This window comes from Luteibacter sp. GL_149, assembly GCF_057834065.1.
The window spans coordinates 1,131,374-1,151,945 of sequence record NZ_CM174395.1 but is presented as its reverse complement, the minus strand read 5'-3'; the positions used below and the strand labels follow the sequence as shown (position 1 = coordinate 1,151,945).

29 protein-coding genes are annotated in these 20,572 nt (G+C 60.9%); all 29 read right to left on the bottom strand.

Translation table 11 applies throughout. From position 1 onward, the window contains the following. Position 1: 1 nt before the first annotated feature. The gene (gene rpsK / locus AC3IR3_RS05190; protein ID WP_007513384.1) at positions 2 to 388 is read right to left on the bottom strand and encodes a 30S ribosomal protein S11; all 387 of its coding nucleotides are present in this window, start codon (positions 386 to 388) and stop codon (positions 2 to 4) included. 12 nt (positions 389 to 400) lie between these two features. Beyond that, positions 401 to 757, bottom strand: coding sequence for a 30S ribosomal protein S13 (gene rpsM / locus AC3IR3_RS05185; protein ID WP_132146612.1), 357 nt, complete (start codon positions 755 to 757; stop codon positions 401 to 403). 123 nt (positions 758 to 880) lie between these two features. Beyond that, positions 881 to 2,206, bottom strand: a complete 1,326-nt coding sequence (gene secY / locus AC3IR3_RS05180) for a preprotein translocase subunit SecY (protein WP_489195918.1) — start codon at positions 2,204 to 2,206, stop codon at positions 881 to 883. Between the two features lie 4 nt (positions 2,207 to 2,210). Then, positions 2,211 to 2,642, bottom strand: coding sequence for a 50S ribosomal protein L15 (rplO, locus tag AC3IR3_RS05175; RefSeq protein WP_132146619.1), 432 nt, complete (start codon positions 2,640 to 2,642; stop codon positions 2,211 to 2,213). Positions 2,643 to 2,647: 5 nt separating this feature from the next. Beyond that, positions 2,648 to 2,851 (bottom strand): 50S ribosomal protein L30, encoded by a 204-nt coding sequence (gene rpmD / locus AC3IR3_RS05170; RefSeq protein WP_489195917.1) that lies wholly within the window; start codon positions 2,849 to 2,851, stop codon positions 2,648 to 2,650. After that, the gene (gene rpsE, locus AC3IR3_RS05165; protein ID WP_132146625.1) at positions 2,844 to 3,353 is read right to left on the bottom strand and encodes a 30S ribosomal protein S5; all 510 of its coding nucleotides are present in this window, start codon (positions 3,351 to 3,353) and stop codon (positions 2,844 to 2,846) included. Before rpsE ends, rpmD begins: the two co-directional genes overlap by 8 nt. A 111-nt stretch (positions 3,354 to 3,464) precedes the next feature. Next, positions 3,465 to 3,815: a 50S ribosomal protein L18 gene (rplR, locus tag AC3IR3_RS05160; protein WP_489195916.1), complete on the bottom strand. Its 351-nt coding sequence runs from the start codon at positions 3,813 to 3,815 to the stop codon at positions 3,465 to 3,467. Between the two features lie 30 nt (positions 3,816 to 3,845). Further along, positions 3,846 to 4,376 carry a 50S ribosomal protein L6 gene (gene rplF, locus AC3IR3_RS05155; protein ID WP_489195915.1) on the bottom strand — a complete coding sequence of 177 codons (531 nt, stop codon included), beginning with the start codon at positions 4,374 to 4,376 and terminating at the stop codon, positions 3,846 to 3,848. Positions 4,377 to 4,386: 10 nt separating this feature from the next. Beyond that, on the bottom strand, positions 4,387 to 4,782 hold the full coding sequence (gene rpsH / locus AC3IR3_RS05150) for a 30S ribosomal protein S8 (protein WP_489195914.1): 396 nt from the start codon (positions 4,780 to 4,782) through the stop codon (positions 4,387 to 4,389). A 126-nt stretch (positions 4,783 to 4,908) separates the two neighbouring features. Beyond that, positions 4,909 to 5,214, bottom strand: coding sequence for a 30S ribosomal protein S14 (gene rpsN / locus AC3IR3_RS05145; protein WP_489195913.1), 306 nt, complete (start codon positions 5,212 to 5,214; stop codon positions 4,909 to 4,911). Between the two features lie 13 nt (positions 5,215 to 5,227). Continuing rightward, positions 5,228 to 5,767 (bottom strand): 50S ribosomal protein L5, encoded by a 540-nt coding sequence (rplE, locus tag AC3IR3_RS05140; RefSeq protein ID WP_489195912.1) that lies wholly within the window; start codon positions 5,765 to 5,767, stop codon positions 5,228 to 5,230. A 12-nt stretch (positions 5,768 to 5,779) separates the two neighbouring features. Next, positions 5,780 to 6,091, bottom strand: a complete 312-nt coding sequence (rplX, locus tag AC3IR3_RS05135; protein WP_489195911.1) for a 50S ribosomal protein L24 — start codon at positions 6,089 to 6,091, stop codon at positions 5,780 to 5,782. A 13-nt stretch (positions 6,092 to 6,104) separates the two neighbouring features. Beyond that, entirely contained in the window at positions 6,105 to 6,473 is a 369-nt protein-coding gene (gene rplN, locus AC3IR3_RS05130) for a 50S ribosomal protein L14 (protein ID WP_132146646.1), read from the bottom strand. 14 nt (positions 6,474 to 6,487) lie between these two features. Continuing rightward, complete coding sequence (gene rpsQ, locus AC3IR3_RS05125; RefSeq protein WP_489195910.1) at positions 6,488 to 6,748, bottom strand: 30S ribosomal protein S17; 261 nt, start codon at positions 6,746 to 6,748, stop codon at positions 6,488 to 6,490. Positions 6,749 to 6,759: 11 nt separating this feature from the next. Then, the gene (rpmC, locus tag AC3IR3_RS05120) at positions 6,760 to 6,945 is read right to left on the bottom strand and encodes a 50S ribosomal protein L29 (protein WP_132146652.1); all 186 of its coding nucleotides are present in this window, start codon (positions 6,943 to 6,945) and stop codon (positions 6,760 to 6,762) included. Continuing rightward, positions 6,945 to 7,358, bottom strand: a complete 414-nt coding sequence (gene rplP / locus AC3IR3_RS05115) for a 50S ribosomal protein L16 (RefSeq protein WP_132146655.1) — start codon at positions 7,356 to 7,358, stop codon at positions 6,945 to 6,947. Before rplP ends, rpmC begins: the two co-directional genes overlap by 1 nt. An 11-nt stretch (positions 7,359 to 7,369) precedes the next feature. Next, positions 7,370 to 8,092: a 30S ribosomal protein S3 gene (gene rpsC, locus AC3IR3_RS05110; RefSeq protein WP_132146658.1), complete on the bottom strand. Its 723-nt coding sequence runs from the start codon at positions 8,090 to 8,092 to the stop codon at positions 7,370 to 7,372. Positions 8,093 to 8,107: 15 nt separating this feature from the next. Continuing rightward, complete coding sequence (rplV, locus tag AC3IR3_RS05105; RefSeq protein ID WP_132146661.1) at positions 8,108 to 8,443, bottom strand: 50S ribosomal protein L22; 336 nt, start codon at positions 8,441 to 8,443, stop codon at positions 8,108 to 8,110. After that, the gene (gene rpsS, locus AC3IR3_RS05100) at positions 8,443 to 8,715 is read right to left on the bottom strand and encodes a 30S ribosomal protein S19 (protein ID WP_132146664.1); all 273 of its coding nucleotides are present in this window, start codon (positions 8,713 to 8,715) and stop codon (positions 8,443 to 8,445) included. The genes rplV and rpsS overlap by 1 nt, the downstream gene beginning before the upstream one ends. A 13-nt stretch (positions 8,716 to 8,728) precedes the next feature. Further along, positions 8,729 to 9,550 carry a 50S ribosomal protein L2 gene (gene rplB, locus AC3IR3_RS05095; RefSeq protein WP_132146667.1) on the bottom strand — a complete coding sequence of 274 codons (822 nt, stop codon included), beginning with the start codon at positions 9,548 to 9,550 and terminating at the stop codon, positions 8,729 to 8,731. 19 nt (positions 9,551 to 9,569) lie between these two features. Further along, positions 9,570 to 9,863, bottom strand: coding sequence for a 50S ribosomal protein L23 (gene rplW, locus AC3IR3_RS05090; protein ID WP_132146670.1), 294 nt, complete (start codon positions 9,861 to 9,863; stop codon positions 9,570 to 9,572). Further along, the gene (gene rplD, locus AC3IR3_RS05085) at positions 9,860 to 10,462 is read right to left on the bottom strand and encodes a 50S ribosomal protein L4 (RefSeq protein WP_132146673.1); all 603 of its coding nucleotides are present in this window, start codon (positions 10,460 to 10,462) and stop codon (positions 9,860 to 9,862) included. Before rplD ends, rplW begins: the two co-directional genes overlap by 4 nt. 11 nt (positions 10,463 to 10,473) lie before the next feature. Further along, positions 10,474 to 11,115: a 50S ribosomal protein L3 gene (rplC, locus tag AC3IR3_RS05080; RefSeq protein ID WP_132146676.1), complete on the bottom strand. Its 642-nt coding sequence runs from the start codon at positions 11,113 to 11,115 to the stop codon at positions 10,474 to 10,476. A gap of 20 nt (positions 11,116 to 11,135) precedes the next feature. Further along, entirely contained in the window at positions 11,136 to 11,447 is a 312-nt protein-coding gene (gene rpsJ, locus AC3IR3_RS05075) for a 30S ribosomal protein S10 (RefSeq protein ID WP_014402136.1), read from the bottom strand. Between the two features lie 463 nt (positions 11,448 to 11,910). Continuing rightward, the gene (gene tuf, locus AC3IR3_RS05070) at positions 11,911 to 13,101 is read right to left on the bottom strand and encodes an elongation factor Tu (RefSeq protein ID WP_489195909.1); all 1,191 of its coding nucleotides are present in this window, start codon (positions 13,099 to 13,101) and stop codon (positions 11,911 to 11,913) included. A gap of 52 nt (positions 13,102 to 13,153) precedes the next feature. Beyond that, positions 13,154 to 15,283 carry an elongation factor G gene (fusA, locus tag AC3IR3_RS05065; protein ID WP_489195908.1) on the bottom strand — a complete coding sequence of 710 codons (2,130 nt, stop codon included), beginning with the start codon at positions 15,281 to 15,283 and terminating at the stop codon, positions 13,154 to 13,156. 27 nt (positions 15,284 to 15,310) lie between these two features. Further along, positions 15,311 to 15,778 (bottom strand): 30S ribosomal protein S7, encoded by a 468-nt coding sequence (gene rpsG, locus AC3IR3_RS05060; RefSeq protein WP_183422943.1) that lies wholly within the window; start codon positions 15,776 to 15,778, stop codon positions 15,311 to 15,313. Positions 15,779 to 15,794: 16 nt separating this feature from the next. Further along, the gene (gene rpsL / locus AC3IR3_RS05055; protein WP_036115505.1) at positions 15,795 to 16,169 is read right to left on the bottom strand and encodes a 30S ribosomal protein S12; all 375 of its coding nucleotides are present in this window, start codon (positions 16,167 to 16,169) and stop codon (positions 15,795 to 15,797) included. Between the two features lie 171 nt (positions 16,170 to 16,340). After that, entirely contained in the window at positions 16,341 to 20,558 is a 4,218-nt protein-coding gene (gene rpoC, locus AC3IR3_RS05050) for a DNA-directed RNA polymerase subunit beta' (protein WP_132146688.1), read from the bottom strand. Between the last annotated feature and the right edge of the window lie 14 nt (positions 20,559 to 20,572).

The window sequence follows — 20,572 nt, the reverse complement described above, 5'->3', positions numbered from 1 at the left end:
CTTAGACTCGACGCTTCTTGGGGGGACGGCAGCCGTTATGCGGAATCGGCGTGACGTCAATGATGTTGAGCACTTTGTAGCCCAACGCATTCAGGGAACGCACGGCCGACTCACGGCCCGGGCCAGGGCCCTTGATGCGAACTTCAACCGTCTTCACACCGTAGTCGCCTGCAGCGCGGCCAGCCTTTTCGGCGGCAACCTGGGCAGCGAACGGCGTCGACTTACGCGAACCGCGGAAACCCGCGCCGCCAGCCGTCGCCCACGACAGGGCATTGCCCTGGCGGTCGGTGATCGTAACGATCGTGTTATTGAAAGAAGCCTGCACGTGGGCCACGGCATCCGTGACGACGCGCTTGATCTTCTTCTTGGTTTTAACCGGCTTAGCCATAATCGGTATCCGTTACTTCTTGATCGGACGACGCGGACCCTTACGGGTACGGGCGTTGGTACGCGTGCGCTGACCGCGCACCGGCAGGCCACGACGGTGGCGCAAGCCACGGTAGCAGCCGAGATCCATCAGACGCTTGACGGCCATGCCGACTTCGCGGCGGAGGTCGCCCTCGACGGTGTACTTAGCGATTTCGGCGCGGATTTTCTCCACCTCGCCCTCGCTCAGCGATTTGATGGGGGTGGTGGGAACCACGCCCGCATCCACGCAAACCTTCTTCGCCCGCGAACGGCCGATACCGAAAATGCTCTGCAAACCAACCCAGACATGCTTCTGGACCGGCAAATTGACACCCGCGATGCGCGCCATGATGTACTGTCTCCGATGCGTTTCGTGCGCGGTAAACGCGCAATTCTAACCTGAATTAACCTAAACGGAAAGCCCTGCGGCGCTGGGCGCCGCGACCTTCCCTACCTGGGACCTGCGCCGGGGTCAACCCCGACGCAGATTGGACTTCTTGAGCAGACTCTCGTACTGGTGGCTGACAAGATGGGCCTGGACCTGAGCCGTAAAGTCCATCACCACCACCACCACGATCAGCAGCGAAGTGCCGCCGAAATAGAACGGTACGTGCCAAGCGTTCTGCATGAACGTCGGTACCAGACAGACCAATACGATGTAGAGCGCGCCAACACCGGTAAGCCGGGTCATGACGCCATCGATGTAGTCGGCCGTGGCACGACCCGGACGGATGCCCGGAATCAGCGCGCCCGAACGTTTGAGGTTGTCGGCCGTTTCCTGCGCGTTGAACACAATCGCCGTATAGAAGAAGGCGAAAGCAATCACCAGCACCGCAAAAACCAGATCGTGCACCGGTTCACCCGGGCTCAGCGCCGTCGTCAGCCACTGCAACCAGCGGGACTGATGCGCACTGCCGAACCACGTTGCGGCCGTTGCCGGAAAAAGCAGCAAGCTGGTCGCGAAAATCGGCGGAATCACACCCGCCATATTGATCTTGAGCGGCAGATGCGACGTCTGGTTCATGTACTGACGCTGCCCGCCCTGCTTCCGTGCATAGTTCACGGTAATACGCCTCTGGGCGCGCTCCATGAACACCACGAAGGCCGTGACCGCCAGAATCAGCGCCGTGACCATGAGCAACTTCAACACGGACAGCTCGCCGTTGTTCGCCATGGTCAGCGTGTGCGCGATCGCACCCGGCAGTCCAGCGACGATACCAGCGAAGATCAGCATCGAAATACCGTTACCGATGCCCCGCTCCGTAATCTGCTCGCCAAGCCACATCAGGAACATCGTGCCGGCGGTGAGGCCGACCACAGACGCCATGACGAAGCCGGCTCCCGGCATGTAGACGACCGGAGCACCACCCACGGCGACCTGCTTCTGCAGGGCGACCGCGATGCCGAAGGCCTGAAAGGCCGCCAGCCCGACGGTACCGAAGCGCGTATACATGGTCATCTTGCGACGACCGGATTCGCCTTCCTTGCGAAGCTGCTGAAGACTGGGAATCACCGAGCCCATCATCTGAACGACGATGGACGCGGAGATGTACGGAACCACGCCAAGCGCGAATACCGAGAAGCGCGACAGCGAACCGCCCGAGAACATGTTGACCATGTTCAGGAGACCGCCACCCTGCTCGATGAGGCTGGTCATAGCCTCGGGATTCACACCCGGCACGGGGATGAACGAACCGAGCCGGAAGACAATCAGCGCACCGATAAGGAAAAAGATGCGCTGGCGGAGTTCCGTCAGTTTGCCCAGCGAGCCGAGCGTATTGCCCTGCGCTGCTGCCACCTGATTACTCCACGCTGCCGCCGGCAGCTTCAATAGCTGCCTTGGCGCCGGCGGTGGCGAGAACGCCCGAGAGCTTTACAGCCCGGGTGATTTCGCCCTTGAGGACGATCTTGACCTTCTTCGCACGGCTGGTCACGAGACCGGCGGCGTGAAGAGCGATCAGATCGATGGTGTCGGCCTTGATCGAAGCCAGCTGATACAGCATGACCTGCTGCGTGTCGGCCTTCTTCAGCGAGCGGAAGCCCACCTTCGGAAGACGACGCTGCAGCGGCATCTGACCGCCTTCGAAACCGACGCGATGCGTGTTACCGGCGCGAGCGTGCTGACCCTTGTGACCACGACCGGCAGTCTTGCCGAGGCCGGAGCCAATACCGCGACCGACGCGCAGCTTGGTCTTGCGGGAACCCTTGCCGGGCTTGAGTGTATTAAGGCGCATGATGCTTACTCCTCGACCCGAACCAGGTAATAAACCGTATTGATGAGACCACGGACCTGGGGGCTATCTTTCAGTTCGCGCACATCGTTGATCTTGCTCAGACCGAGAGCCTTGACGCTCAGACGATGACGACCCTGCACACCGCGCAGCCCCTTGACGAGGCGGACCTTGACGGTTGCGTTAGCAGCGATTTCGTTCTTCTTAGCCATTGCCCAGAACCTCTTCGATCGTCTTGCCACGCTTGGCGGCGATACGCTTCGGCGAAGCTACGGCCTGCAGGCCCTTGATCGTTGCGCGAACCAGATTGATCGGGTTGCGCGAACCGACGGCCTTGGCAAGGACGTTCTTCACGCCGACCACTTCGAGGACAGCGCGCATCGCGCCGCCGGCGATGACGCCGGTACCCTCGGAAGCAGGCTGCATGTAAACGCGGGCTGCGCCGTGGTTGGCCTTGATGGCGTACCAGAGCGTACCGTTGTTGAGTTCGATGGACACCATGTTGCGACGGGCACGTTCCATGGCTTTGGAAATGGCGACCGGCACTTCACGTGCCTTGCCATAACCGAAACCAACGCGACCTTCGCCGTCGCCAACTACCGTCAGCGCGGTGAAGCTCATCTGGCGGCCACCCTTGACGGTCTTGGCCACGCGGTTGACGGCGATCAGCTTTTCAAGCATGCCGTCCGAATTTTCGCGATCTGTCGAGGACATCTCTTTTCCTGTTACGCCCGGGTATCCGGGACTTCATTACGGCTTAAGCCGCTTGGAGTTGTAGGTACATCGGGTGACGCCGGCCAGAGGCCGGCGTCACGGCCAGGTCTCTTAGAACTTGAGACCAGCCTCACGAGCCGCTTCGGCAAGAGCCTTAATACGACCGTGGTAACGGAAACCCGAACGATCGAAAGCGACGGACTGGACGCCCGCTGCAATGGCGCGTTCGGCAACGATCTTGCCAACGGCCGTCGCTGCTTCGAGGTTCTTCTTGCTCTTCAGACCTTCGGCAACCGACTTCTGCAGCGTGGAAGCCGCGGCGAGGACGGTACCGTTCGGCGCGAAGACCTGCGCGTAAAGGTGTTGACCGGTGCGATGCACGCTCAAGCGGGCCACAGCGAGCTCACGGATGTGGGCACGGGTGGACTTGGCGCGACGCAGGCGGGATTCGTTCTTGTTCATCGTGTCATCTCCAGGAAGCGGATAGGCCGATTAGGCCTTCTTGGCTTCCTTCAGCAGGATCTTCTCGCCGCTGTAACGCACGCCCTTGCCCTTATACGGCTCCGGCTTGCGGTACCCACGGATCTTCGCGGCAACCTGCCCCACCAGCTGCTTGTCGGCGCCCTTTACAAGGACTTCCGTCTGCGTCGGGACTTCGATGGTGATGCCTTCCGGCGCATCGAACACGACCGGGTGCGAATACCCGAGCGACAGGTTCAGGGTCTTGCCGGCGAGCGCGGCACGGTAGCCGACGCCGACGAGCTCGAGCTTGCGCTCGAAGCCCTGCGACACACCGGTGACCATGTTCGCGATCAGCGCGCGGGCGGTACCACCGAACTTGTCGTCAGCGCCTTCGGCGACGACGATGTTCACGATACCGTTGTCCTGCTGCAGGCTAACGCCCGGCAGCGCGTGCGTCGTCAGAGCGCCCTTCGGCCCCTTGACGGTGGTCGTGCCGGAGGCATCGACCGAGACTTCAACGCCCTTGGGCAGGGAAATCTGTTTCTTGGCAACACGTGACATACCGGACTCCTTATGCCACCTGGCCGATGACTTCGCCGCCCAGACCGCGCGAGCGGGCCTGTGCGTCGGTCAGCAGACCAGCGGATGTCGAGATGATCGAAATACCCAGGCCACCGAGGACCTTCGGCAGCTCGTCCTTGCCGCGGTAAACGCGGAGGCCCGAGCGGCTGACACGGGCAATCGTCTCAATGGCCGGACGGCCTTCGAAATATTTCAGCTTGATTTCGAGCACCGGCTTGCCCGCTTCGTCAGCGGTCTTGGCGTCGAGGACAAAGCCTTCGTTCTGGAGAAGCTTGGCCAGGGCCAGCTTCATTTTCGACGACGGCATACGTACAACCTGCTTGCCCGAAGCCTGGGCATTGCGGATGCGCGTAAACAGATCGGCGATGGGATCAGTCATGCTCATAGATAAAACCCTTGAGAGTGCACCGATATCCGAATTACCGGAGTATCAAATTGTATAGCCGACAGACGTCGGCCTGCCTTGCGCAGACCGACGACTATAACAGCTTATGTCGCCAAAGGCGACTTTTTACCAGCTAGCCTTGCGAAGCCCCGGCACGTCGCCGCGCATGGTGGCTTCACGAAGCTTATTACGGCCCAGGCCGAACTTGCTGTAGACGCCACGCGGACGACCAGTCAGTGCGCAGCGATTACGCTGACGAACCGGGCTGGCATCACGCGGAAGCTTCTGCAGCTTGGTCTGGGCTTCCATCTTCTCGTCGTACGACGCCGTCGCGCTCAGAACAATCGCCTTCAGTTCGGCGCGCTTGGCGGCGTACTTCTTGACGATCTTCGTGCGCTTGATGTCGCGCTCGATCATTGAGGTCTTAGCCATGTTCTACCTGTAATCAGTTGCGGAACGGGAAGCTGAAAGCTTCCAGCAGCGCTTTGGCTTCTTCGTCGGTCTTGGCGGTCGTGGTGATGGAGATATCCATACCGCGCAGCGCGTCAACCTGATCGAAGTCGATTTCCGGGAAGATGATCTGCTCTTTGATACCGAAGTTGTAGTTACCACGGCCATCGAAAGCACGACCCGAGACACCACGGAAGTCGCGAGTACGCGGCAACGAGATGTTGATCAGGCGATCCAGGAATTCCCACATCTGGGCACGGCGCAGGGTGACCTTGCAACCGATCGGCCAGCCGTCGCGGATCTTGAAGGAGGCGACGGAAACGCGCGCCTTCGTCGTGATCGGCTTCTGACCGGCGATCTTCGCCATGTCGGCCACGGCATTCTCAAGAATCTTCTTGTTGCCTGCGGCTTCACCCACGCCCATGTTCAGCGTGACTTTCGTGATGCGGGGAACCTGCATCACATTCTGGTAACCGAAGCGCTCAGTGAGCTTCTGCATTACCGACTCTTTGTAAAACGTTTCAAGGCGGGTCATGACTTCGGTTCCTTACGCGTCGACCACTTCGCCAGAGACGAACACGCGCACTTTGCGCCCGTCCTCGAGCGTCTTGGTGCCGATGCGCTCGCCCTTGTTCGTGGCGGAGTTGAAGAGCTGTACATTGGAAATGTGGATCGACGCTTCACGCTCGACGATACCGCCCGGCTGGTTGGCCTGCGGATTCGGCTTCGTGTGACGCTTGATCAGGTTGACGTTCTGCACGACAACGCGATCGCCATCCACGCGCAGCACGTCACCGCGCTGCCCCTTGTTTTTACCGGTGAGCACGACGACGTGGTCACCCTTGCGGATACGGTTCATGTCTGGTCTCCGCTCAGAGCACTTCGGGCGCGAGCGAGACGATCTTCATGAACTTCTCGGTACGCAGCTCGCGAGTGACCGGTCCGAAGATACGGGTGCCGATCGGCTCGAGCTTGTTGTTGAGGAGCACGGCCGCGTTACCGTCGAAACGGATCAGCGAACCATCGGCGCGGCGGACACCCTTGGCGGTACGAACCACCACGGCGTTGTACACCTCACCCTTCTTCACCTTACCGCGGGGAATTGCATCCTTCACGGTGACCTTGATGACATCGCCGACGCTGGCGTAACGGCGCTTGGAGCCGCCGAGCACCTTGATGCACATCAATTCTTTGGCGCCGCTGTTATCCGCTGCGGAGAGCGTGCTTTGCATCTGAATCATGGCTGCACCTCCTCTTAGACTTTGGCGCGCGTGATGATTTCGACCACGCGGTGATGCTTGGTCTTCGACAGCGGACGGCACTCGGCGATACGCACCAGGTCACCCTCTTTCGCACCGGTCTCGTCATGTGCGTGGAGCTTCGTGGAGCGGCGAAGGATCTTGCCGAGCAGTGCGTGCTGCACCTGGCGCTCGACCAGAACCGTTACCGTGTGGTCCATCTTGTTGCTAGTGACGCGGCCCGTCAGGGTGCGCGCCGTCTTCGTGTTATCGCTCATGTTCGCCGTCCTTACTTCTTGCCGCCGAGCACAAACTTCGTGCGGGCGATGTCACGCCGAACGCGGCGTAGCTGGTGCGGCTGCGTAAGCTGACCGGAGCCCTTCTGCATGCGCAGATTGAACTGCTCCTTGCGAAGGTCCAGCAGGTGCTGTTTCAGCTCTTCCGCCGACTTCTCTTTGATTTCTTTCGTGGCCATTACATCACCGCCCTGGAGACGAACTGAGTCTGCACGGACAATTTGGCTGCCGCCAGACGGAACGCTTCGCGTGCCGTCGTCTCGTCGACACCCTCGATTTCATAAAGCATGCGACCAGGCTGGATCGGAGCGACCCAGAACTCGACGCTACCCTTACCTGCACCCATTCGAACTTCGATGGGTTTACGGGTGATCGGCTTGTCCGGGAACACGCGGATCCAGAGCTTGCCGCCACGCTTTACAAAGCGCGTGATGCAACGACGAGCGGCTTCGATCTGACGAGCGGTCAACTGACCGTGGGTCGTCGCCTTGAGGCCGTACTCGCCAAAGCTCACGAGGTTGGAATTGTATGCCAGGCCGTCATTACGGCCCTTATGCATCTTGCGGTACTTGGTACGCTTAGGTTGCAACATGGCAACGCTCCTTACTTGGCAGTCCGCTCGCGGCGGTTTTCACCACCCTCGCGACGCGGCTGCTGAGGCTGCTGTTCTTCCTTCGATTCTTGCGATGCTGCCGCAAGGTCGAAGATCTCGCCCTTATAGATCCACACCTTGACACCGATGATGCCGTAGGTGGTCTTGGCTTCGGCGGTGCCGTAGTCGATGTCCGCGCGCAGGGTATGCAGCGGAACGCGACCTTCACGGCTCCACTCGGAGCGGGCGATTTCAGCACCGTTCAAGCGACCGGAAACGTTGATCTTGATGCCCAGGGCGCCGAGGCGCATGGCATTGCCGACCGACCGCTTCATAGCGCGACGGAACATGATGCGACGCTCGAGCTGCTGAGCGATCGATTCGGCGACAAGCTGGGCATCGAGCTCCGGCTTCCGGACTTCGCTGACGTTGATGTGCGTCGGAACGCCCATCATGTCGGTGACTTCCTTGCGCAGCTTCTCGATGTCCTCGCCCTTCTTGCCGATCACAACGCCCGGACGGGCGGTGTGAATCGTCACGCGGGCGGTCTTGGCCGGACGCTCGATCTGGATCTTCGAGATACCGGCGGCGGCGAGCTTCTTGCGAAGCATCTCGCGGACCTTGAGGTCGGCTGCGAGATACACCGCATATTCGCCCTTATTGGCGTACCACTTCGAGTTCCAGTCCTTGGCAATGCCGAGGCGGATACCGGTGGGATGAACTTTATGACCCATCGTGTCTTACCCCAGTCAGTTGCCAACAACCACAGTGATGTGGCTGGTGCGCTTCAGGATGCGCGAACCGCGGCCTTTGGCGCGGGCATACATACGCTTCATCGCCGGACCTTCGTCGACAAAGATGCGGGCCACCTTAAGCTCGTCCACGTCGGCGCCGAGATTGTTTTCGGCGTTGGCAACGGCGGACAGCAGCACCTTGCGAACAAGGAGTGCGGCTTTCTTGTTGGTGAAGGCAAGCACGTCGCTGGCTCGACCCACGGGGAGACCGCGGACCAGGTCAGCCACCAGGCGTGCCTTCTGCGCCGAAATGCGGGCGCTGCGCAGGATCGCTTTGGCTTCAGTGCTCATCACTTGCCCTTCTTGTCGCCGGCGTGACCCTTGTACGTGCGGGTCACCGCGAACTCGCCGAGCTTGTGCCCGACCATGTTCTCGTTGATCAACACAGGCACGTGCTGGCGGCCGTTATGGATGGCGATGGTCAGACCGACCATCTCCGGCAGAATCATCGAACGACGCGACCAGGTCTTGATCGGACGCTTGTTATTGGCGGAAACGGCGGCTTCCACCTTTTTGAAGAGGTGCAGGTCGACGAACGGACCTTTTTTTAGAGAGCGCGACATGATCGTTTCCTAATTACTTGCGACGACGCACGATGAACTGCTGGGTGCGCTTGTTATTGCGCGTCTTGTAACCCTTGGTCGGGGTACCCCACGGGCTGACCGGATGACGGCCGCCGGAGGTCTTACCTTCACCACCGCCATGCGGATGGTCGACCGGGTTCATGACGACACCGCGGACGGTCGGACGGATACCCATCCAACGCTTTTTGCCGGCTTTGCCGAGCTTGCGCAGGCTGTGTTCCGAGTTACCGACTTCACCGATGGTGGCGCGGCATTCGACCGGCACGCGACGCATTTCGCCGGAGCGAAGACGCAGCGTGGCATAACCCTGTTCGCGAGCGACCAGCTGGACCGATGCACCGGCGGAGCGTGCGATCTGCGCACCCTTGCCCGGCTTCATCTCGATGCAGTGGATCGTCGAACCGACCGGAATCGCACGAAGCGGAAGGCAGTTGCCGGCCTTGATGGGAGCGTCGGCGCCCGACACGAGACGATCGCCCACCGCCACGCCCTTCGGCGCGATGATGTAACGGCGTTCGCCGTCGGCGTAGCACAGCAGCGCGATGTGCGCCGTGCGGTTCGGATCGTATTCGATACGCTCGACAACAGCCGCGATGCTTTCTTTATCGCGCTTGAAATCGATGATGCGGTAAGCCTGCTTATGACCGCCGCCACGATGGCGAACGGTAATGCGACCGTAATGGTTACGACCGCCAGACTTCGACTGCGATTCGGTCAGGGGCGCGTAAGGTGCGCCCTTGTGCAGACCTTCGGTACGTACGCTGACAGCGTCGCGACGTCCCGGCGAGGTCGGCTTGTGAGTGATCAGTGCCATCTCAATTCAACTCCTGGGCTCAAGCCTTGGCCGACACGTCGATCGTGTGACCGTCGGCGAGGCGCACGTAGGCCTTACGCTTCCCCTGGCGGCTGCCAGCGCGGAAACGGAACGACTTGACCTTGCCCTTGGTGTTCACCAGGTTCACGGTTTCTACCTTGACGGAGAAAAGGTGTTCCACGGCGGCACGGACATCGGCCTTGGTCGCTTCGGGGGCTACCACGAAAACGTACTGGTTGTTTTCTGCAAGGCGGGCAGCCTTTTCGGAAATGTGCGGCGCGCGCAGCGTATTAAGGGTGCGTTCGTTGCTCATGCCAGCCACTCCTCGACCTTCTTGACCGCATCCACCGTCATGACGACGTAGTCGGAACCGACCAGGCTGACCGGATTCAGGGCCAGCACGTCAACGACGTGGATATACGGAATATTGCGTGCGGAAAGGTAGAGCGCTTCGGTGGAGTCTTCCGACACCAGCAGAACGCGACCCTTCACTTCCAGCTCGGCCAGCTTGGCAATCATCCCCTTGGTGCTCGGGGCTTCCATCGACAGCTCGGAGACGACCTTCAGACGATCCTGACGGCACAGCTCGGCAATGATGGAACGGATCGCGACGCGATAGGCCTTGCGATTGACTTTCTGCTCGAAGCTGCGCGGCTTCGCGGCGAAGGTGACACCACCGCCGACGAAGATCGGAGCGCGGTAATCGCCGTGACGAGCGCCGCCGCCCTTCTGCTTCTTGAACTTCTTGGTCGTACCGGACATCTCACCGCGCGACAGCTGTGCCTTGGTACCGGCACGGCCACCCGCCTGGTAGGCAGTCACGACCTGGTGAACTAGGGCCTTCTTGTACTCACCGCCGAACACTTCGTCCGACACGCTGAGCGACTTGGCGCCAATAACATTGAGTTCCATGGCGTCTCTCCTCAACCCTTGGTCGTCGGACGGATGACAACGTCACCGCCAGGCGCGCCCGGGACAGCACCCTTGACAGCGATCAGGTGACGCTCGGCGTCGACCTTGACCACTTCCAGGCCCTGACTGGTGCGATTGACCGCACCCATGTGGCCCGACATCTTCTTACCAGGAAACACGCGGCCCGGCGTCTGGCGCTGGCCGATCGAGCCAGGGGCGCGATGCGACAGCGAGTTACCGTGCGTGGCGTCGCCCATTTTGAAATGGTGACGCTTAATGGTGCCCTGGAAGCCCTTACCCTTCGACACACCGGCGACGTCGACCGTCTGCCCGACGGAGAAAACATCGTCCGCCTTGATCTCGGTGCCGACGGCATACTTGCCAGCGTCGTCCGCGGTAACGCGGAATTCCCACAGGCCACGACCCGGCTCAACTTTAGCCTTGGCGTAGTGACCCTTCGCCGGCTGCGTGAGAAGCGAGGCACGCTTCACACCCGTGGTGACCTGCACCGCGGAATAGCCGTCATTTTCTTCGGTCTTCACTTGCGTCACACGATTCGGGGTCGCTTCAATCAGCGTCACCGGAATCGAGCGGCCGTCTTCAGTGAAGAGCCGGCTCATGCCGCATTTGCGGCCAACCAGTCCGATACTCATCTTCGTATCCTGTAATTCGCTCAACCGAGCTTGATCTGCACGTCGACACCGGCGGCAAGATCGAGCTTCATGAGCGCGTCCACGGTCTTGTCATTGGGGTCGACGATGTCCAGAACGCGCTTATGCGTACGGGTCTCGTACTGGTCGCGGGCATCTTTGTCGACGTGCGGCGACACCAGAATGGTGTAGCGCTCAATCTTGGTCGGCAGCGGGATCGGGCCGAGGACCGTGGCGCCAGTGCGCTTGGCCGTCTCGACGATTTCGCTGGCCGAACGGTCGATCAGACGATGATCGAACGCCTTGAGCCGAATGCGAATCTTTTGGTTCGCCATAAAAACCGTGTCCTGTTATCGAAAGAACATTCTGTAAACGGAGTGGCTTCTCACCGCTCCGCACAACCATTGCACTGCAGTTACAACAACGGACCAGCGTCGAGTGCCTTCAAAGCACCGAAGCCGGCCCTAAAATGCTGGGCAGACCGAGATATCGGCCCGCCCAGACAGAAAAGTATAAAATGCGCGAACGCCACCGTCAACGGGGCTGACGCCCTGTTGACCCGGAACTCCCGCAACAATCCATGTAAGCGAACTCGAAGCACATCCGTGCACCTCATTTCGCGGTGTGGCCACCCTCTCCACTTAAGGCAGGTGACACATAACTCGTCGAATATACATCGCTGAAAATTAAAAGACAAGCTTTTATTTCAACCACATTATCCGCCCATAAAAAAAGGCGGAGGCTTTCGCCCCCGCCCTTGCAGTCAGGCTGCCTAACTGGCCAGCCAGGATCCGCTATTTACTTGACGATCTTGGCAACCACGCCGGCGCCAACAGTACGGCCACCTTCGCGAATCGCGAAACGCAGGCCGTCGTCCATGGCAATCGGGTGAATCAGGGTCACCGTCATCTTCACGTTGTCGCCCGGCATCACCATCTCAATGCCTTCCGGCAGCTTGCAAGCGCCGGTGACATCGGTCGTGCGGAAGTAGAACTGCGGACGGTAGTTGTTGAAGAACGGCGTGTGACGGCCGCCTTCGTCCTTCGACAGAACGTAGACTTCGGCTTCGAACTCGGTATGCGGCTTGATCGAGCCCGGCTTGGCCAGAACCTGACCGCGCTGGACGTCGTCACGCTTCAGACCACGCAGCAGCAGACCGGCGTTGTCGCCCGCCTGACCCTGATCGAGGAGCTTGCGGAACATCTCGACGCCGGTGACGGTCGTCTTCTGCGTGTCGCGGATACCGACGACTTCGATTTCGTCGCCAACCTTGATGATGCCACGCTCGATACGACCCGTGACAACGGTGCCGCGACCCGAGATCGAGAACACGTCCTCAACCGGCATCAGGAAGGTCTTGTCGACGTCGCGTTCCGGCGTCGGGATCCAGGTGTCGAGCGCATCGACGAGCTTGATGATCGACGGCACGCCGACTTCGGACTGATCGCCCTCGAGCGCCTTACGCGCCGAACCCGAGATGATCGGGGTGTCGTCGCCCGGGAAGTCGTACTTCGACAGCAGTTCGCGCACTTCCATTTCGACGAGCTCGAGGAGCTCGGCGTCGTCGACCAGGTCAGCCTTGTTAAGGTACACAAGGATGTACGGCACGCCGACCTGACGCGAGAGCAGGATGTGCTCGCGGGTCTGCGGCATCGGGCCGTCGGCAGCCGAGCAAACCAGGATCGCGCCGTCCATCTGCGCCGCACCCGTGATCATGTTCTTCACATAGTCGGCGTGGCCCGGGCAATCGACGTGCGCATAGTGACGCGCAGCCGATTCGTATTCCACGTGGGCGGTCGAGATCGTGATACCACGAGCCTTCTCTTCCGGAGCCGCGTCGATCTGGTCGTAACCCTTGAACTCGCCACCGAAGCGCTCTGCGCCGATCTTGGTCAGCGCTGCCGTCAGCGTGGTCTTGCCATGGTCGACGTGACCGATGGTGCCGACGTTGACATGCGGTTTGGTGCGTTCGAACTTACCCTTTGCCATGACTCAAAAACCTCTGGATATCTGATACTTAGACTGTTAAAGACAGGGGCGATCAGCCCTTCTTCATGACCTGCTCGGCGATGTTCGCGGGAGCCTCGGCGTACTTGAGGAATTCCATCGTGAACGTCGCGCGACCCTGAGTCAGCGAGCGAATGGTCGTCGCGTAACCGAACATTTCGCCCAGCGGGACTTCAGCATCGATCGTCTTGCCCGACGGCGTATCTTCCTGGCCGGTAAGCATGCCGCGACGCTTGCTGATGTCGCCCATCACGTCGCCCATATAGTCTTCGGGCGTCACGATCTCGACCTTCATGATCGGCTCGAGAAGAACCGGGCTGGCTTTGTTGAAGCCCTGCTTGAAGGCCATGGAAGCGGCGAGCTTGAACGCCATTTCCGAGGAGTCGACGTCATGGTAGGAGCCGAAGACGAGCTTGGCCTTCACGTTAACGACCGGGAAGCCAGCCAGCGGACCGCTGGTGATGGTTTCGCGCAGACCCTTTTCGACCGATGGGATGAATTCCTTCGGAATCACGCCACCCGTGATGTCGTTGATGAAAAGGAAGTCGTCCTTGATCGACGCAGCGATCTTCGGATCCGCACGATCGGCATCGCTGATCGGCGACATCTCGATCACGACGTGACCGTACTGACCCTTACCACCGGACTGCTTGGCGTGCTTGTAATCCGACTTGACGTCGAGCGAGCGAATCGTCTCGCGGTAAGCAACCTGCGGTTTGCCGACGTTGGCCTCGACGTTGAACTCGCGACGCATGCGGTCCACCAGGATGTCCAGGTGAAGCTCGCCCATGCCCGAGATGATCGTCTGACCCGATTCTTCGTCCGTACGAACGCGGAACGACGGATCTTCCGCGGCCAGACGGCCGAGGGCGACGCCCATCTTTTCCTGGTCCGACTTGGTCTTCGGCTCGACAGCCATCGAGATCACCGGCTCCGGGAACGTCATGCGCTCGAGAGTGATGATGTGATCCTGCGCGCACAGCGTGTCACCGGTCGTAACGTCCTTCAGGCCGACCGCGGCGGCGATGTCGCCCGCGCAGACTTCCTTCAGTTCGTGACGCTCGTTGGCGTGCATCTGCAGAATACGGCCGACGCGCTCTTTCTTGCCCTTGACCGGGTTGTACACCGCGCTGCCGGCTTCGAGAACGCCCGAATAAACACGGAAGAACGTGAGCGAGCCAACGAACGGGTCGGTCATGATCTTGAACGCCAATGCCGAGAACGGCGCCTTGTCGTCAGCCTTGCGGGTGTCCGGCTTCTCATCGTCGTCGACGCCTTCGACCGGCGGACGATCCGACGGCGACGGCAGCAGTTCGACGACGGCGTCGAGCATGGCCTGCACGCCCTTGTTCTTGAACGCCGTACCGCAGTAAACCGGGATGATCTCGTTCTTCAGCACGCGCGTACGAAGACCGAAAGTGATCTCGGCTTCGCTGAGCTCACCCTCTTCGAGGTACTTATTCATCAGGTTTTCGTCCGCTTCGGCAGCGGATTCGACCATGAAGGCACGCGCATCGTCCGCCGTGCCCTGCAGGCTCGCCGGAATCTCTTCATACTTAAACTTCATGCCCTGGGATTCCATGTCCCAGATGATCGCCTTCATTTTCAGAAGATCGATCACGCCTTCGAAGTTTTCTTCGGCGCCGATCGGCACCTGCATCGGAACGGCAACGGCACCGAGACGCGCCTTCAGCTGGTCGACGACCTTGTTGAAGTTCGCACCGGTGCGGTCCATCTTGTTGACGAAGGCAAGACGCGGCACTTTGTACTTGTTGGCCTGACGCCACACCGTCTCGGACTGCGGCTGAACGCCACCGACGGCACACAGGACGAACACCGCACCATCGAGCACGCGCAACGAACGCTCGACTTCGATGGTGAAGTCGACGTGTCCCGGGGTGTCGATGATGTTGAAGCGATGCTGCTCCTTCTGGCCATCCATGCCCTTCCAGAAACAGGTGGTAGCAGCGGACGTGATGGTGATACCACGCTCCTGTTCCTGCTCCATCCAGTCCATCGTGGCCGCACCGTCGTGCACTTCGCCAATCTTGTGACTGACACCGGTGTAGAACAGGATGCGTTCCGTGGTCGTGGTCTTACCGGCATCAATGTGAGCCATGATGCCGAAGTTGCGGTAGCGGTCGATGGGCGTAGTGCGTGCCACGGTCTTTCCTCGAAATCTAAGCTGTGATTACCAGCGGTAATGCGAGAAGGCCTTGTTGGCCTCCGCCATGCGGTGCGTCTCTTCGCGCTTCTTCACTGCGCCGCCGCGGCTTTCCGAGGCCTCGAGCAGTTCAGCGGCAAGCTTGCGCGGCATGGACGTCTCACCACGCTTGCGCGCGGAATCGATCACCCAGCGCATGGCAAGAGCCATACGACGACCCGGACGCACTTCGACCGGAACCTGGTACGTGGCACCGCCGACACGACGGGACTTAACCTCGACGGCCGGGGCGATATTCGCCAAAGCCTTCTCGACGAGCTGCACCGGCTCGGCGTGCTTTTCGCCGATGTGCTGCAGGGCGCCGTAAACGATGCTTTCGGCTACGGACTTCTTGCCGCTCTTCATCACCATATTGATGAAGCGGGCAATAAGCTGGCTTCCGTGCTTCGGGTCCGGGAGGACCACACGGGCGGGATGGGAACCTTTACGCGACATAATTCTTGTCCTTTGCTCAGCTCTTCGGGCGCTTGGCGCCGTACTTCGAGCGCGACTTGCGACGCTTGGTCACGCCGGCGCAGTCGAGACTGCCGCGAACCGTGTGGTAACGCACACCCGGAAGATCCTTGACGCGACCGCCACGGATCAGAACAACCGAGTGCTCCTGCAGATTGTGACCTTCGCCACCGATGTAGCTGATGACCTCGAAACCATTGGTCAGGCGCACCTTGGCAACCTTACGCAGGGCCGAGTTCGGCTTCTTCGGGGTGGTCGTATAAACACGCGTGCAAACACCGCGGCGCTGCGGGCTGCTCTGCAGGGCCGGGGAAGCGCTCTTATACGCTTTCGGGCTGCGGGATTTGCGCACCAACTGGTTGACTGTCGTCATGCGAAGCTATTCCTGAGAAACATAAAGGCAGACCGAAGGCTCGGTCTGCCAGGAAGCGGGTTGTTAACATGGGTCGTCTGCCAGGCAGACCGACACCCATCATCCATGAACCGAACACGAGGCGCCTCCATGCGCCTCATTTCGTATGTACGAGCACTGCCCTAACGGGCTTTACTCGGCGCTATCGTTGGACCCGGCGGGAGCTTCTGCGAAGCTGGCAACCGAAGCCGAACCCGAGAGGGTTTCGAGCTCCGAGGCGGTAAGACCGCCCTGGTTACGACGCGCAGCGTGATAAGCCAGACCCGTGCCCGCAGGGATTAGCCGCCCAACAATAACATTTTCCTTCAGGCCACGCAACGTGTCGCGCGTGCCACGGACCGCCGCCTCGGTAAGGACGCGGGTGGTCTCCTGGAACGAGGCCGCCGAGATGAACGACTCGGTAGCCAGCGACGCCTTGGTGATGCCGAGCAGGACCGAATCGAACTCCGCACGACGCTCGCCACGGGCTTCCGCACGCTCGTTTTCGCCGTTGATCCGGACACGCTCGACCTGCTCGCCGCGCAGGTAATTGCTGTCGCCAGCCTCGCTGATCTCGACCTTGCGGAGCATCTGGCGAATGATCGCTTCGATGTGCTTGTCGTTGATCTTCACGCCCTGCAGACGGTAGACGTCCTGAATTTCCTTGACCAGGTACGAAGCCAGCGGCTCCACACCCAGCAGGCGCAGGATGTCATGCGGATTCGGCTCGCCGTCGACGACGGTTTCGCCCTTCTCCACATGCTCGCCTTCGAAGACGATGACCTGACGCCACTTCGGAATCAGCTCTTCGTGCTCGTTGCCGTCCACATCCTTGATGATGAGACGCTGCTTGCCCTTGGTGTCCTTGCCGAAGCTGACGATACCCGAGCGCTCCGCGAGGATCGCCGGCTCCTTCGGCTTGCGGGCTTCGAACAGATCGGCGACGCGCGGAAGACCACCGGTGATATCGCGGGTCTTCGACGTTTCCTGCGGGATACGGGCGACGACGTCGCCCACGCCCACTTCGGCGCCGTTCTGGATCGACACGATCGCACCGGCCGGCAGGAAGTACTGCGCGGCAATATCGGTACCCGGCAGCTTGAGCTCACGGCCCTTGCTGTCTTCCAGGCGCACGATCGGGCGCAGATCCTTCGCCTGCGTACCGCGACGCTTCGGATCGGTGACGACCGCGCTTTCCAGACCCGTCAGTTCATCGGTCTGCGACTGCACGGTGATGCCGTCGATGAAATCGATGAAGCGAACCACACCGGCCACTTCCGTGACGATCGGATGGGTATGCGGATCCCAGTTGGCTACGGTCTGGCCGGCCTTGACCGGATCGCCGTCCTTGACCGAGATCGTTGCGCCGTAAGGCACCTTGTAGCGCTCGCGTTCGCGACCGTTGACGTCGATGACACTGACTTCGCCCGAACGCGACACGGCCACCAGGTGACCCTGCGAATGCTCGACCGACTTCAGGTTGTTGAACTTCAGCGCGCCGGTGGTGCGGACGGTGACGTTATCCACGGCGGCGGCACGGGAAGCCGCACCACCGATATGGAACGTACGCATCGTCAGCTGGGTACCCGGCTCACCGATGGACTGTGCGGCGACAACGCCCACGGCCTCACCCATGTTGACCAGGTGACCACGAGCCAGATCGCGGCCGTAGCACAGGGCGCAGACACCGTGGCTCGCGCGGCAGGTGATCGGCGAACGCACCTTGATCAGCTGCACGCCGGCCTTGTCGAGCTTGTCGACCAGGCCTTCGTCCAGCAGCGTGTCGCGCGTGACGATCGCCTGATCGTCGTCACCCGGGGCGTAGACGTCTTCGACGACCACGCGACCGAGGACGCGCTCGCGCAGCGGCTCGACCACGTCGCCGCCTTCGACGATCGGGGCCATCATGACGCCGTCTTCCGTGCCGCAATCGTGCTCGGTGATGACGACGTCCTGGGCCACGTCGACGAGACGACGGGTCAGGTAACCGGAGTTCGCCGTCTTCAGCGCCGTATCCGCGAGACCCTTACGGGCACCGTGGGTGGAGTTGAAGTACTGCAGAACGTTAAGACCTTCGCGGAAGTTCGCCTTGATGGGCGTCTCGATGATGGAGCCATCGGGACGGGCCATCAGGCCACGCATACCGGCCAGCTGACGAATCTGCGCCGCACTGCCTCGCGCACCGGAGTCGGCCATGATGTACAGCGAGTTCATGGACTTCTGGTTGACCGTCTTGCCATCGGCATCGACGACCTTCTCGGTACCGATACCGTCGATCATCGCCTTGGCGACGAGTTCGTTGGTGCGGGACCAGATGTCGACGACCTTGTTGTAGCGCTCGCCGGCGGTCACGAGACCCGACTGGTACTGCTCCTGGATCTCGACGACTTCCTTCTCGGCTTCCTCGAGGATGCCCTTCTTCTCGGCCGGGATCTTCATGTCGTCGATGCCGATCGAGATACCCGCACGCGTAGCGAAGCGGAAACCCGTGTACATCAGCTTATCGGCGAACACGACGGTCTCTTTCAGACCGAGCAGACGGTAGCTCTGGTTGATGAGGCGCGAGATGTTCTTCTTGGTCAGCTCGGTGTTGACCAGCGCGAACGGCAGGCCGCTCGGGATGATTTCCATGAGCAGCGCGCGACCGACCGTCGTATCGACGATGGCCACACGCTCGGAGAGCGCACCGCCCTCCTCGGCCAGTTCGACCAGGCGAACGCGGACCTTGACCTTGGCGTGCAGTTCGACGGCGCGGTTGTCGTATGCACGACGAACCTCGGCGACGTTCGCGAACACCATGCCGGTGCCCTTCGCGTTGATGAGCTCGCGGGTCATGTAATACAGACCCAGGACCACGTCCTGCGACGGCACGATGATCGGCTCGCCGTTCGCGGGCGACAGGATGTTGTTCGACGACATCATCAGCGCGCGGGCTTCGAGCTGGGCTTCGATCGACAGCGGCACGTGGACGGCCATCTGGTCACCGTCGAAGTCGGCGTTGAATGCCGTACAGACGAGCGGATGCAGCTGGATCGCCTTGCCTTCGATCAGCACCGGCTCGAACGCCTGGATACCCAGACGATGCAGCGTCGGTGCACGGTTCAGCATGACGGGATGCTCGCGGATCACGTCCTCGAGGATGTCCCACACCTGCGCTTCTTCGCGCTCGACGAGCTTCTTCGCGGCCTTGATCGTCGTGGCTTCGCCACGCGCCTGCAGCTTCGCGAAGATGAAGGGCTTGAACAGCTCGAGCGCCATCTTCTTCGGCAGGCCGCACTGGTGCAGCTTCAGCGTCGGGCCGACCACGATGACCGAACGGCCGGAGTAGTCGACGCGCTTGCCGAGCAGGTTCTGGCGGAAGCGGCCCTGCTTGCCCTTGATCATGTCGGCCAGCGACTTCAGCGCGCGCTTGTTCGTGCCGGTGATGGCACGACCGCGACGGCCGTTGTCGAGCAGCGCATCGACCGATTCCTGCAACATGCGCTTTTCGTTACGCACGATGATGTCGGGCGCAGCGAGTTCGAGCAGACGCTTCAGGCGGTTGTTACGGTTGATGACGCGGCGGTACAGGTCGTTCAGATCGGACGTTGCGAAACGGCCACCGTCCAGCGGGACGAGCGGGCGCAGATCGGGCGGCAGCACGGGAAGGACGGTCATGACCATCCATTCCGGCTTGTTGCCCGACTCCAGGAACGCCTCGATCAGCTTCACGCGCTTCGTGAGGCGCTTGAGCTTGGTCTCGGAATTGGTCGACGTGATCTCTTCCTTAAGGCGAATGACTTCGCCCGGCAGGTCGAGGCTCTTCAGCAGCTCGTAGACGGCCTCGGCACCCATGCGGGCATCGAACTCGTCGCCGTGCTCTTCGGTCGCTTCCAGGTACTGGTCTTCGCTGAGCAGCTGGCCGCGCTCAAGCGCGGTCAGGCCTGGATCGATCACGACGAACGCTTCGAAGTACAGGATGCGTTCGATGTCGCGCAGCGTCATGTCCAGCATGAGGCCGATGCGCGACGGCAGCGACTTCAGGAACCAGATGTGCGCCGTCGGGCTGGCAAGCTCGATGTGGCCCATGCGCTCGCGACGCACCTTGGCCAGCGTCACTTCCGTGCCGCACTTCTCGCAAACCACACCACGATGCTTCATGCGCTTGTACTTGCCGCACAGGCACTCGTAGTCCTTGACCGGTCCGAAGATCGCGGCGCAGAACAAACCGTCACGCTCAGGCTTGAACGTGCGGTAGTTGATGGTTTCCGGCTTCTTGACTTCACCGAACGACCACGAGCGGATCAGCTCCGGCGAAGCCAGAGCGATCTTGATCGCGTCGAAATCCAGCGTCTGTCGCTGCTGGTTGAACAGATTGAGCAGGTCTTTCATGCGTAATCTCCGGT

Excerpts from the sequence above, each read along its gene's own strand:
- rplO (WP_132146619.1), bottom strand. The coding sequence starts at position 2,642 with ATGCGCCTTAATACACTCAAGCCCGGCAAGGGTTCCCGCAAGACCAAG.
- rpsN (WP_489195913.1), bottom strand. The coding sequence starts at position 5,214 with ATGGCTAAGACCTCAATGATCGAGCGCGACATCAAGCGCACGAAGATC.
- rpsQ (WP_489195910.1), bottom strand. The coding sequence starts at position 6,748 with ATGAGCGATAACACGAAGACGGCGCGCACCCTGACGGGCCGCGTCACT.
- rpsK (WP_007513384.1), bottom strand. The coding sequence starts at position 388 with ATGGCTAAGCCGGTTAAAACCAAGAAGAAGATCAAGCGCGTCGTCACG.
- rplP (WP_132146655.1), bottom strand. The coding sequence starts at position 7,358 with ATGTTGCAACCTAAGCGTACCAAGTACCGCAAGATGCATAAGGGCCGT.
- rpsJ (WP_014402136.1), bottom strand. The coding sequence starts at position 11,447 with ATGGCGAACCAAAAGATTCGCATTCGGCTCAAGGCGTTCGATCATCGT.
- rplR (WP_489195916.1), bottom strand. The coding sequence starts at position 3,815 with ATGAACAAGAACGAATCCCGCCTGCGTCGCGCCAAGTCCACCCGTGCC.
- rpsS (WP_132146664.1), bottom strand. The coding sequence starts at position 8,715 with ATGTCGCGCTCTCTAAAAAAAGGTCCGTTCGTCGACCTGCACCTCTTC.
- rplC (WP_132146676.1), bottom strand. The coding sequence starts at position 11,115 with ATGAGTATCGGACTGGTTGGCCGCAAATGCGGCATGAGCCGGCTCTTC.
- rplV (WP_132146661.1), bottom strand. The coding sequence starts at position 8,443 with ATGAGCACTGAAGCCAAAGCGATCCTGCGCAGCGCCCGCATTTCGGCG.
- rpsE (WP_132146625.1), bottom strand. The coding sequence starts at position 3,353 with ATGTCCTCGACAGATCGCGAAAATTCGGACGGCATGCTTGAAAAGCTG.
- rpsC (WP_132146658.1), bottom strand. The coding sequence starts at position 8,092 with ATGGGTCATAAAGTTCATCCCACCGGTATCCGCCTCGGCATTGCCAAG.
- rpoC (WP_132146688.1), bottom strand. The coding sequence starts at position 20,558 with ATGAAAGACCTGCTCAATCTGTTCAACCAGCAGCGACAGACGCTGGAT.
- rplW (WP_132146670.1), bottom strand. The coding sequence starts at position 9,863 with ATGAGCAACGAACGCACCCTTAATACGCTGCGCGCGCCGCACATTTCC.
- rpmD (WP_489195917.1), bottom strand. The coding sequence starts at position 2,851 with ATGGCTAAGAAGAACGAAATCGCTGCTAACGCAACCGTCAAGGTCCGC.
- rpsM (WP_132146612.1), bottom strand. The coding sequence starts at position 757 with ATGGCGCGCATCGCGGGTGTCAATTTGCCGGTCCAGAAGCATGTCTGG.
- rpsH (WP_489195914.1), bottom strand. The coding sequence starts at position 4,782 with ATGAGCATGACTGATCCCATCGCCGATCTGTTTACGCGCATCCGCAAT.
- rplB (WP_132146667.1), bottom strand. The coding sequence starts at position 9,550 with ATGGCACTGATCACTCACAAGCCGACCTCGCCGGGACGTCGCGACGCT.
- rplF (WP_489195915.1), bottom strand. The coding sequence starts at position 4,376 with ATGTCACGTGTTGCCAAGAAACAGATTTCCCTGCCCAAGGGCGTTGAA.
- tuf (WP_489195909.1), bottom strand. The coding sequence starts at position 13,101 with ATGGCAAAGGGTAAGTTCGAACGCACCAAACCGCATGTCAACGTCGGC.
- rpsG (WP_183422943.1), bottom strand. The coding sequence starts at position 15,778 with ATGTCGCGTAAAGGTTCCCATCCCGCCCGTGTGGTCCTCCCGGACCCG.
- rplD (WP_132146673.1), bottom strand. The coding sequence starts at position 10,462 with ATGGAACTCAATGTTATTGGCGCCAAGTCGCTCAGCGTGTCGGACGAA.
- rpsL (WP_036115505.1), bottom strand. The coding sequence starts at position 16,169 with ATGACGACAGTCAACCAGTTGGTGCGCAAATCCCGCAGCCCGAAAGCG.
- rplN (WP_132146646.1), bottom strand. The coding sequence starts at position 6,473 with ATGATTCAGATGCAAAGCACGCTCTCCGCAGCGGATAACAGCGGCGCC.
- rplX (WP_489195911.1), bottom strand. The coding sequence starts at position 6,091 with ATGAACCGTATCCGCAAGGGTGACCACGTCGTCGTGCTCACCGGTAAA.
- rplE (WP_489195912.1), bottom strand. The coding sequence starts at position 5,767 with ATGACCCGCCTTGAAACGTTTTACAAAGAGTCGGTAATGCAGAAGCTC.
- rpmC (WP_132146652.1), bottom strand. The coding sequence starts at position 6,945 with ATGGCCACGAAAGAAATCAAAGAGAAGTCGGCGGAAGAGCTGAAACAG.